Here is a 10,195-nt window from a genome sequence, read left to right on the forward strand (position 1 = left end):
GTCGAGGAGCAGCCCGGCTCGCTCCCTGGCCTCGGTCTTGGCGACGCCCTTGACCTGGACCGGCGCCTCCATGACGTTCTCCAGGGCCGTCATCCCGGAAAGCCTTCCCCCACGAAAGGAATCCGGGACTCCCCTGAGTGTGGATCAGGGGCCTGTGGTCCCGTCAGAAGGCCAGAGCGGCACCTTCCCCGAGACCCGCCTTCATCTCGCACCGGTTGGCGAAGGTGGTGGACCAGTTGACGTGCTTGCCGTCCCAGACGCCGGTGACGGAGACCGTGACGGGCCGCCACTCCTTGGTGCACACGGCGTCGGACGTGCTGCCCACGAGCCGGGCGAACTGGCCGCCCGTCTTGGCCAGTTCGGCACACGCGGCCGCCGCCGCCGGGTGGGTTCCGCCGGGGCGCGGCGCGCAGGTCAGCGTGACGGCGCGCTCGACCGCGGTGGAGGGGGCGTCCTCTCCCTGACCGACCGCGAGCACCAGGGCGGACGGCGCGTAGAGGCCGGCCTGCCGCGGGGCCTCGGCGTGCGCGGTACCCGATGTCGCGGCGAGGACGCAGGTCGCCGCCGCCGCGGCTGCTCCCACGATCCTGAGGGTGCGACGCATGGTGGGCTCTCCTTTGCTCGTTGCGGATGATGACTGCGGTGAGGAGTCTTGCCTGTGCGGAGAGTGAGTGCCACACGCATGGTCGATTTCCGGATGAGTGTGTTCGCTGAGCGGTGCCCCGCTGCCTGTTCGGGCAGCTCACGGCCGGTGGGCCGCCCGCGCGGCGCGTGTCCAGCATATGGACAACCATGAGTGGTATAAAGCCAGACGACCGTCTGACCTGCGGTATCGCGAAATTGGTTCTTGCTTCGACTACCGGCAACGACCGGAAATGATCGCTGCGGGAGAACGCCTCGTTAAGAGGGCCGGATGCCCGGGGTGGCCGCGGGTGTCTCCTGGGCGTACGGGTTGGCGGACGCGCCTTCCGTGCTGATCAGTACGACCGTCGAAGCGGGCCCGATGCCCAGCTCCGCCCGGCGTTCCGCGCCGCCCTCGCCGGTGAGGGCCGCGCGCACCCCCGCCAGCGGGGCGGCACCGCACGGTCCGGACGACACACCGGACTCCGCGAGGTCGCGGGCGGCCGCCGCGCTCTCGGCGTCCGTCACGGCGACCGCCGCGTCCAGCCCGGCACGCAGCGTGGGCCAGGCGAGCGCGGACGGCGAGCCGCAGTTGAGCCCGGCCATGGCCGTGACGCCGGTCGGCACGCTCCTGAGCCGCCCCGCGCGCAGGCTGGACAGCACGCAGGCGGCGCCCTCGGGTTCCACCGAGAGCAGCGCGGGAGGCGTGCCGTCGCCACCGGCCGCGCGGGGCCCGCCGCGGTAGTGCGTGACGGCGGCCTGCGCGAGCGACCCCACGCCCACGGGGACCGCGACCAGCGAGGGCGTCCGTACGCCGGTGGCGGCCAGTTGGGCGTCGATCTCGGCGAACAGCGTGGCGTACCCCTCGACGATGAGGGCGGGGATCTCCTCGTAGCCCTCCCACGCGGTGTCCTGGATGAGCACGGCGTCCGGGGCCTCCGCCGCCTCCGCGGCCCGGCGGACCGCCGCGTCGTAGGAGCCGGGCACCGCCGTGACCTCGGCACCCTCCGCCTCGATGGCCGCCACGGCCGCCGGATGCACCCCGTCGGGCACGAAGACGTGGGCGCGCCGTCCGAGCCGCCGCGCCACCCGGGCCACGGCCCGGCCGTGGTTGCCGTCCGTGGCGGTGACCAGGCGCAGCGGCGGCGCGCCGGGAGCCGCGCCGCCCCCGCCCTCGTACCGTGCCAGGACGCGGTGGATCGCCCAGGACGCGCCGAGCGCCTTGAACGCGGGCAGGCCGAGCCGGGCCGACTCGTCCTTGACGAAGACCCGCGCCACGCCGAACTCCACCGCGAGCGCCGGGAGTTCGCGCAGAGCGGTCGGCGCGTACTCGGGCAGCGCGGTGTGGAAGGCCCAGGCGTCCGGGGGGAGCGGGGGACACGTCCACGCCCGTGCGGCGGGCCGCGCGTACCAGGGGCGGGGGGCGGTGGAACCGGCCATGGGGTCCTCAGCTCCGCGAGAAGGCCAGCACGGCGGCCAGGTTCATGGGCTGCCGCGTCGAGACGTAGATGTACGGGGCGCCGCCGTAGGAGTTCCGCAGCTCGATGCGGAGGGCCGTGGGGATGTAGGAGCGCAGCAGGAGCATCGCGTACGGGTTCGCCCTGACGGTCCGCCACTCGAAGGCCTCGCGTTCGTCGAGGATCTCCGTGGTGCCGAGCGCCTCGATCGGGATCTTCCGCCCGCCGACGACCAGGGAGCCCGGCGTCACGAGGATGCGCACCCTGCCGTGCGCGTACACGATGCCCGCGGACACCGCCATGCCGACCGCCGCCGAGGTCACCGCCGCGATCGCACCGAAGGGAATCCCCGCCAGCGCGAGACCGGCGCCGCCCAGGGCGACCAGCGCCCACCAGGAGCGGGGGACGCTCAGCCGCTCTTCGTAGATGTGCATGGACGAATCCTGGCAGGAGCGCCCGCGGGGACCCGCGGAGGGTTCCTCCCACGGCGCGCCAGGCAACGCGGAGGGGCACTTCTCCGTCCTCGAAGAGGCAGGAGGGGCACGCCAGTTCGGATGGGTGTCCTGAGAAGAGTGAGATGAGGAGGACATCTTGAGACGTGTCCCACGCGTGGCGACCACGGCACTCGCGGTGCTCGCGCTCGCGGTGGTCACCCCGGGGGCGGCGCAGGCGCTGCCCGCCGCACCGCCACCCGCGTCACCCGTCCCGCCCGGCGGCGACCTCCCGGAAGGCTGGCGCCTCACCGGTGAGGGCAGCGGCAAGGAGCTGGTCTGGGCCGCGGACGAGCCGGTGCCCATGGGTGACGCCAGGGTCGAGTTCTACGCCGGGGACAGGCTCCTCGGCAGACCGACGGCGGCACAGGACCGCCGGTCGTTCCGGCTGCCGCTGCACGGCGACCGCATCGGCCCGGCGAAGAAGCTGCGGGTGGTGGCGGGCGGCCGACGGCTCGACGAGGCGGCGCCCTCGGCCGGTCCGAGTGCCGCGCGGCCCGCGCCGCCCGCCGCGCTCCCGCCCGCCAACGCGGTCGACCCGGGCAAGAAGGGCCGCTACCGCACCACCAGCGGCGAGTACACCCTCACGTCGGTGAAACTGCCCGGCTTCCCCGAACCGGTGGAGATGCGGGCCGACGTGATCGGCCCCACGAACGCGCCGGGCAAGCGCCCGCTCGCCCTGTTCCTGCACGGCCGCCACTACACGTGCTACGGAGGGGGCGACGGCCAGGGCGGCGGCTGGCCGTGCGGGCACGGCACCAAGCCGGTGCCGAGCCAGGCGGGCTACCACAAGGCCCAGAAGCTCCTGGCCTCCCAGGGGTACGTCACCGTGTCCATCGCGGCCAACGGCATCAACGGCCAGGACCACCTCGCCGAGGACGGCGGCGCACAGGCCCGCTCCTCGCTGGTGCGGCTGCACCTCGGCCGCTGGGCGGACTGGGCGAAGGAGCCGGCCGGCGCCCCGGCGGCCGTGCGCGCCGTCTCTCCCGCCGACCTCTCCCGCGTCCTGCTGGTCGGCCACTCACGCGGCGGCGAGGGCGTCAACAGGGCCGCGCTCGACAGCCTCTACGCCCCGCCCGCCGACCAGGACGGCTACCGCGGCCCGACGCGCTGGAAGATACGCGGCAACGTCCTCATAGGCCCCACGGTCTTCGGCCAGAACCCGGTGCCCGACGTGCCGTCCGCCACGATCCTGCCCGGCTGCGACGGAGACGTCTCCGACCTCCAGGGCGAGATCTACGTCGACGGCACACGCCGGGTCAGCCGCGGGAAGGCCCTGCACAGCGCGGTGTACATGGTCGGCGCCAACCACAACTTCTTCAACAGCGAGTGGACCCCGGGGCAGGCGGAGGCACCCGCCGACGACGACTTCGGCGACGACGCGGACCCCGTGTGCTCGCCGGACGTGAAGACCCGGCTCACCGCCTCCCAGCAGCAGCGCGCGGGAGCCACGTACATCGCCGCGGCGGCCCGGCTGTTCGTCGCCGGCGACGACCGGGTGCGCCCCCTCCTGGACGGCGCCGAGCGCAGGGCGCCCTCCGCCGACCCCGCACGGGTCCTGACCCACGCCGTGGGCGCGAACAGGACGGCCGCCTTCCTGCCGGACGCCTCGACCACGGTCAGGGGCGGCAGGGTCTGCGCCCAGGTCGACCAGGACGCGGCCCGCGCCTGCCTGCCGCCCCGCACGGCGGGGGCGTCACCGCACTTCGCCGAGTGGGACGTCTCGCCCGAGCCGGGACGTGACGCGGTCGCGCTGCGCTGGACGCACCCCGGCGCCCCGGTGCGGGTGAGCCCCGCCCGGCCCGTCTCGCTCGCGGGCGCCGACTGTCTGGCGCTGCGTCTGATCGTGCCGCCCAACACCACCGGCACCCGGCTCGACGTGACGCTCGTCGACGCCGCGGGCCACCGCGCGCGGCTCGGCCGCGTCCGTGTCGACGGCCTGCCGGGCAGTGAGCAAACCGCCTCGTACTGGGGCCGCGAGGTCCGCGTACCGCTGTCGCGCGCGGTCAGGGACACGCTGGACCTGAAGCGGGTGAAGACCCTCGAACTCACCCCGCGCAGCAGCTCGGGCAAGGCGTGGCTGATGGACGGCTGGGGCTGGCGCCCCGGCACGCCCGCGGTGCGGCCCGCCGCGCTGCCGCGCGTCGACGTGGGGCGGCTGACCGTGGACGAGGGGGACTCCGGCGTGCGGACCCACCACATCCCGGTCCGCGTCTCGGGAGAGGGCAGCGGCACGGTCAGGGTGTCCGTCCCCGAGCCGGGCACCGGCCGGTTCACCCACCGCACGGTGACGGTGCGGCCGGGCACGAACGATGTCGACGTACCGGTGAAGGTGCGCGGTGACACCCGCTACGGCCACGACGTCGGCCACGACGCGTACGTCAAGGCGGTGCGCGGCGCCGTCGTCGGCTCCCACCAGGGCGGCGTGACGGCGCGCAACGACGACCCGATGCCGAAGGTGACGCTCGAACCCGTCGCGGACCGGGTCACCGAGGGCAAGCCGCTGACGTGGCGCATGACGCTGTCGGAGGCCGCCGACGTGGACATCATGGCCGGCCTCGCCTTCCTGCCGGTCGACCGCGGCGCCGAACTGTCCACGCTGGACGTCAGCAGGCGCTGGGTCCAGGAGCAGGTCGGTGTCCCGGTCCGTCCGGCACGGGCGCTGTCCGAGATGACGGAGGAGGACGCCCTCTACGTCACCGTGCCCGCCGGCAAGAAGAGCGCCGAGGTCCGCGTGCCGACCGTCAAGGACGACGTGCGGGAACCGGCCGAGTCCCTCAAGGCCCGGCTCTCGGTCTACGACGAGAACTGGGAGCCGCTGCCGGGCGGTCCGGTGGTCACCGGCACGGTCCGGGACGCCGGGTAGCGGGGAGCGGGTGCGGGGCCGTCGCCGGCGGCCCCGCACCCGCCGGTGGGACATGGGGCGGATGCGTAGGGTTGCCCCATGTCCCCATCCTCGACGCCTCCCTCGCTCCAGCTGCTCCGCCCCGAGCACGCCCCCGCCCTGCTCGCCTTCGAGGAGGTGAACCGCGCCTACTTCGCCGCGTCGGTCCCCGACCGGGGTGACGCCTACTTCGCACGGTTCGCGGCACGGCACGCGGCCCTCCTCGCCGAACAGGCGACGGGGGAGTGCTACTTCCACGTGCTCGTGGGGGAGGGCGGCGAGGTGCTCGGGCGGGTCAACCTCGTCGACGTGGCGGACGGCGGGGCCGAACTCGGCTACCGGATCGCGGAGAAGGCCGCGGGGCGGGGCCTCGCCACGTGGGCCGTGCGCCGAGCCCGCGACCTCGCCGTCACGGCGTACGGCCTCACCGAACTCCGCGCCGTCACCACGCTGGACAACCCCGCGTCACGTGCCGTGCTCACCCGCACCGGCTTCGTGCCCACCGGAGCCGTCCGCGTCGACGGCAGGCCGGGCACCAGCTTCGTGCTGACGCTCTGACGCCTCCCTGGCCGGCCTGATGCCGATGTTCACCTCCCGAGGTCCCACGCTGCGCGAACCGGCCGTCCAAGCTGCGGCACGGGAGCGGGCGTCTCCGCGCTGCTGCCGCTGTGCCGGAAGCGGGTCACCGGGGTGGACTTCAGCGCGGGGATGCCGACCGCCACGCGGCGGCGGTGCCGGGCGGTCGCGCCGGCGGCGCCCCAGGGCGAAACACGCCCTATCCCGTACCGTCCGCCGCCGCGTACAGCCCCGCCACGTCCAGCTTCTTCATGCCGAACATCGCCTGGGCCGCCCGCTGCGCGCGCGCCGGGTCGGGGTCGTTCGTCAGCTCGTGCAGGGCCCTCGGGATGACCTGCCAGGACAGGCCGTACTTGTCCTTGAGCCAGCCGCAGGGGCCCTCCTCGCCGCCTTCGGAGAGCTTGGACCAGTAGTGGTCGACCTCCTGCTGGTCAGCACAGTCGATCATGAGGGAGACGGCCTCGGTGAACGTGAACTCGGGGCCGCCGTTGATCGCCGTGAACCGTTTGCCGTCCAGTTCGAAGTCGACCGCCAGGACGGTGCCGGCCGGGCGCGGGGCGTTCTCCCCGTAGCGCGAGACGTTCTTGACGGAGCTGTTGGGGAAGACCGAGCAGTAGAACTCCGCGGCCTCCTCGCCCTGCGTGTCGAACCACAGTGCGGGCGTGATCTCGGGCATGACAGCACTCTCCTGTCCCGTCGGCGCGGCAGCGGGCCGCCGCCACGCTCCTGACAAAGAGACTGCCGCGCCGCACGGAACTCATCGCCGCACCGTCAGGCGATGCGTCCGAGCACGGGCTCCCCCTTCAGGACGACGCCGAAGTGCCGCTCGTACGCCGCGAGCACCTCCGCCTCCGACGCCAGCTCACTCACGTGCCGCTCACCGGCCACGGTCGTGGTGAGCCTGCGGCCGCTGAGCGTGATCCGGCCGTCCTCCGTGAGGATCGAGCAGACCAGGCTGCGGGTGAAGTGGGACTCCGGGGACGTCCGGTGGTACCAGGCGCCGGCCCTGAAGTCGGCCAGCTCCCGCGGGCGCTCCTCAAGCAGATACTGCGGGGTGCCGTCGTGCAGCACCTCCAGGTCGCCCGCCGCCGTCCTGACCAGGTGGAACGTACCGGCCGGGTCGGTCTGGGGGCCCCGCTCGCCGAAGCGTAGCGGCAGTTCGCTGTGGGCGCCGAAGCCGACGTCGGCCAGCCAGTCGCCGCCCTCGTCCGTGCGGACGCGCAGCGCGAGGTGGTCGAAGGGGATGCCGAGCCGTCCCCCCTCGCCGTACACCCGGCCCTGGAGCAGGGTGACGTCGAAGCCGAGGGACGCGAGGAGGGCCGCGAACGCGCCGTTGAGCTCGTAGCAGAAGCCGCCCCGGCGGGCCTCCACGACCTTCGCCACCACGGCCTCGTCGCTGAGTTCGATCTCCTCGCCCAGGTGGATCGAGAGGTTCTCGAAGGGGACGCTGCGCAGATGCGCCACATGCAGCTCGCGCAGCGCCCGCGCGCTCGGTGACGTGGGGCGCGCGGCACCGATGCGCCGCAGGTAGGCCTCGGTCTGTTCGATGTCCATGGGGCCAGTCTCGCCGGGGCGGGGCGCGCGGGCCACGGACCTCCGGCGGCGCCCGCCCCGGCCGACGGACCTAGGTCCTTCGGCCCGTGCGCCCGCCACCTCGTTCGCATGTTCGGAAAACCCGCCGCACAGAAACTGAGTACGGTGTACGCTTCCGGCGTCCCTCCCTCCGGCTCTCCGCCGCTCTCCTCCGCTCGCCCCACCCCCACACCACACCCACGGCCCATCCCTGAGCCATGCCCGAAAAGGAGCCCCCGTGCAGGCCACCCCCGCCGACAGCCACACCGTCATCCAGGTCCGCGGCGCCCGCGAGAACAACCTGCGGGACGTCTCCGTGGACCTGCCCAAGCGGCGGCTCACCGTCTTCACCGGAGTCTCCGGGTCGGGGAAGTCCTCGCTCGTCTTCGGCACCATCGCCGCCGAGTCCCAGCGGCTGATCAACGAGACGTACACCGCCTTCGTCCAGTCGTTCATGCCGAGCCTCGGCCGGCCCGACGTCGACGCGTTGCGCAACCTCAGCGCGTCGATCGTCGTCGACCAGGAGCGGATGGGCGCCAACTCGCGCTCCACGGTGGGCACCGCCACCGACGCCTCCACCATGCTGCGGATCGTCTTCAGCCGCCTCGGCGTCCCCCGCATCGGCACCTCCGCCGCCTTCAGCTTCAACCTGCCCGACGGCATGTGCCCCGAGTGCGAGGGCACCGGCGAGGTCTCCACGGTCGACGTCGACCAGCTCGTGGACCGTTCGCTCTCGCTCGACGAGGGCGCCCTCCTCGTACCGAACTACGCCGTGGACTCCTGGAGCTGGCAGGTCATGGCCCACTCCGGCTTCTACGACCCTGGCAAGAGGCTCGCCGACTTCACCGAGCGGGAGTGGGCCGACCTCCTGCACAAGGAGCCCGTCAAGGTGAAGGTCGGCTCCAACGGCTTCACCTACGAAGGGCTCGTCGCCAAGCTGCGGCGCACCTGGCTCGCCAAGGACCGCGACTCCCTCCAGCCCCACATCAGGGCCTTCGTGGACCGCGCGGTCGTCTTCGCGCGCTGTCCGGTCTGCGAAGGGACCCGGCTCTCCGCCGCCGCGCTCTCCTCGAAGATCCACGGGCGCAGCATCGCCGACTGCTCGTCGATGCAGATCAGCGATCTCGCCGCGTTCGTGCGCGAACTCGACGACCCCGGCGTCGCGCCGCTCGTCGCGGGGCTGCGGGAGCTGCTGGACTCGCTGACCGAGATCGGGCTCGGCTACCTCAGCCTGGACCGCCCCTCCGGCTCGCTCTCCGGCGGTGAGGCACAGCGCGTGAAGATGGTCCGCCACCTCGGTTCCAGCATCACCGACGTCACGTACGTCTTCGACGAGCCGACCACCGGTCTGCACCCGCACGACATCCAGCGGATGAACGGCCTGCTGCTGCGGCTGCGGGACAAGGGCAACACCGTCCTCGTCGTGGAGCACAAGCCCGAGGTCATCGAGATCGCCGACCACGTGGTCGATCTGGGCCCCGGCGCCGGCGAGGCGGGCGGGACCATCTGCTACACCGGCGACGTGGCGGGGCTGCGGGCCTCGGGGACGCTGACCGGACGGCATCTGGACCACCGCGCCCGGCTGCGCGAGACGGTGCGCACGCCCACGGGACAGCTCTCCGTCAAGGGCGCCGACCTGCACAACCTCAGGGACGTCGAGGTCGACGTCCCGGCCGGCGTGCTCACCGTGGTCACCGGGGTCGCGGGCTCCGGCAAGAGCTCCCTCGTCCACGGCTACCTCTCCGTACGGGAAGGGGTGGTCGTCGCCGACCAGTCGCCGATCCGGGGCTCCCGGCGCAGCAACCCGGCGACGTACACCGGGCTCCTCGGCCCGATCCGCACCGCCTTCGCCAAGGCCAACGGCGTCAAGGCGGCGCTGTTCAGCGCCAATTCCGAGGGCGCCTGCCCCGGCTGCAACGGGCTCGGCCTCGTCTACACCGACCTGGCGATGATGGCGGGGGTCGCGTCGGTGTGCGAGAAGTGCGACGGGGAGCGCTTCACCGCCGAGGTGCTCACCTACCGGCTGCGCGGCAAGAACATCAGCGAGGTGCTCGGGATGTCGGTGGCCGAGGCGCGCGACTTCTTCCCCGCCGGGCAGGCGCACACCATCCTCGGCCGCCTCTTCGACGTCGGGCTCGGCTACCTGCGGCTCGGCCAGCCGCTCGACACGCTCTCGGGCGGTGAGCGGCAGCGGCTGAAACTCGCCCTTCGCATGGCGGACAAGGCCCACACGTACGTCCTCGACGAGCCGACGACCGGGCTGCACCTCGCCGACGTCGACAAGCTCCTCGCCCTGCTCGACCGCCTCGTCGACGACGGCAACACCGTGGTCGTCATCGAGCACCACCAGGCCGTCATGGCCCACGCGGACTGGATCATCGACCTGGGGCCCGGCGGCGGGCACGACGGCGGGCGCGTGGTCTTCACGGGGACCCCGGCCGAACTCGTCGCCGGGGGAGACACCCGCACGGCGGAGCACCTGCGGAAGTACGTGGCCGGCTAGGTGTATTGACCCGCAGCGTTGTTGACCCGGCTGATCGGGGGCTGGCCGCCGAGTGCGGTGTGGCAGCGGTGGTGGTTGTAGGTGTGGAGGA

General features: G+C 73.2%; 8 protein-coding genes and 2 pseudogenes. 4 read left to right on the plus strand and 6 right to left on the minus strand.

Features of this window, described 5'->3' with window-relative positions; all coding sequences use genetic code 11:
* From AB0I16_RS35410 to AB0I16_RS35425, 4 genes and pseudogenes are all read right to left on the minus strand, one after another.
* A pseudogene (locus AB0I16_RS35410) lies at positions 1 to 93 on the minus strand (ectoine/hydroxyectoine ABC transporter ATP-binding protein EhuA); the annotation flags it as partial.
* A 70-nt stretch (positions 94 to 163) separates the two neighbouring features.
* Positions 164 to 604 carry an SSI family serine proteinase inhibitor gene (locus AB0I16_RS35415; protein WP_363253797.1) on the minus strand — a complete coding sequence of 147 codons (441 nt, stop codon included), beginning with the start codon at positions 602 to 604 and terminating at the stop codon, positions 164 to 166.
* Between the two features lie 296 nt (positions 605 to 900).
* The gene (locus AB0I16_RS35420) at positions 901 to 2,061 is read right to left on the minus strand and encodes a diaminopropionate ammonia-lyase (protein WP_363253798.1); all 1,161 of its coding nucleotides are present in this window, start codon (positions 2,059 to 2,061) and stop codon (positions 901 to 903) included.
* A 7-nt stretch (positions 2,062 to 2,068) separates the two neighbouring features.
* Positions 2,069 to 2,512 (minus strand): DUF3093 domain-containing protein, encoded by a 444-nt coding sequence (locus tag AB0I16_RS35425; RefSeq protein ID WP_363253799.1) that lies wholly within the window; start codon positions 2,510 to 2,512, stop codon positions 2,069 to 2,071.
* A gap of 157 nt (positions 2,513 to 2,669) precedes the next feature.
* On the opposite strand from AB0I16_RS35425, the gene AB0I16_RS35430 reads away from it, so the two are divergent.
* From AB0I16_RS35430 to AB0I16_RS35440, 3 genes and pseudogenes are all read left to right on the plus strand, one after another.
* The gene (locus tag AB0I16_RS35430) at positions 2,670 to 5,435 is read left to right on the plus strand and encodes a hypothetical protein (RefSeq protein ID WP_363253800.1); all 2,766 of its coding nucleotides are present in this window, start codon (positions 2,670 to 2,672) and stop codon (positions 5,433 to 5,435) included.
* A 78-nt stretch (positions 5,436 to 5,513) separates the two neighbouring features.
* Positions 5,514 to 6,011, plus strand: a complete 498-nt coding sequence (locus tag AB0I16_RS35435; RefSeq protein WP_363253801.1) for a GNAT family N-acetyltransferase — start codon at positions 5,514 to 5,516, stop codon at positions 6,009 to 6,011.
* A 72-nt stretch (positions 6,012 to 6,083) separates the two neighbouring features.
* A pseudogene (locus AB0I16_RS35440) lies at positions 6,084 to 6,164 on the plus strand (class I SAM-dependent methyltransferase); the annotation flags it as partial.
* A gap of 64 nt (positions 6,165 to 6,228) precedes the next feature.
* Here AB0I16_RS35440 and AB0I16_RS35445 read toward each other — a convergent pair.
* Together AB0I16_RS35445 and AB0I16_RS35450 are read right to left on the minus strand one after the other, a co-directional pair.
* Positions 6,229 to 6,705 carry a VOC family protein gene (locus tag AB0I16_RS35445; RefSeq protein ID WP_363253802.1) on the minus strand — a complete coding sequence of 159 codons (477 nt, stop codon included), beginning with the start codon at positions 6,703 to 6,705 and terminating at the stop codon, positions 6,229 to 6,231.
* Positions 6,706 to 6,800: 95 nt separating this feature from the next.
* Positions 6,801 to 7,583: an arylamine N-acetyltransferase gene (locus AB0I16_RS35450; RefSeq protein ID WP_363253803.1), complete on the minus strand. Its 783-nt coding sequence runs from the start codon at positions 7,581 to 7,583 to the stop codon at positions 6,801 to 6,803.
* Positions 7,584 to 7,839: 256 nt separating this feature from the next.
* Between AB0I16_RS35450 and AB0I16_RS35455 the strand changes: the two genes are divergently transcribed.
* Positions 7,840 to 10,104, plus strand: coding sequence for an excinuclease ABC subunit UvrA (locus AB0I16_RS35455; RefSeq protein ID WP_363253804.1), 2,265 nt, complete (start codon positions 7,840 to 7,842; stop codon positions 10,102 to 10,104).
* The last annotated feature ends 91 nt before the right edge of the window (positions 10,105 to 10,195 follow it).

It is taken from the genome of Streptomyces sp. NPDC050703, from assembly GCF_040654435.1.
Lineage (GTDB): Bacteria > Actinomycetota > Actinomycetes > Streptomycetales > Streptomycetaceae > Streptomyces.

What these genes read in the sequence shown, in the direction of transcription:
- AB0I16_RS35415 (WP_363253797.1), bottom strand. Translation starts at nt 604, where the DNA reads ATGCGTCGCACCCTCAGGATCGTGGGAGCAGCCGCGGCGGCGGCGACC.
- AB0I16_RS35420 (WP_363253798.1), bottom strand. Translation starts at nt 2,061, where the DNA reads ATGGCCGGTTCCACCGCCCCCCGCCCCTGGTACGCGCGGCCCGCCGCA.
- AB0I16_RS35425 (WP_363253799.1), bottom strand. Translation starts at nt 2,512, where the DNA reads ATGCACATCTACGAAGAGCGGCTGAGCGTCCCCCGCTCCTGGTGGGCG.
- AB0I16_RS35435 (WP_363253801.1), top strand. Translation starts at nt 5,514, where the DNA reads ATGTCCCCATCCTCGACGCCTCCCTCGCTCCAGCTGCTCCGCCCCGAG.
- AB0I16_RS35445 (WP_363253802.1), bottom strand. Translation starts at nt 6,705, where the DNA reads ATGCCCGAGATCACGCCCGCACTGTGGTTCGACACGCAGGGCGAGGAG.
- AB0I16_RS35450 (WP_363253803.1), bottom strand. Translation starts at nt 7,583, where the DNA reads ATGGACATCGAACAGACCGAGGCCTACCTGCGGCGCATCGGTGCCGCG.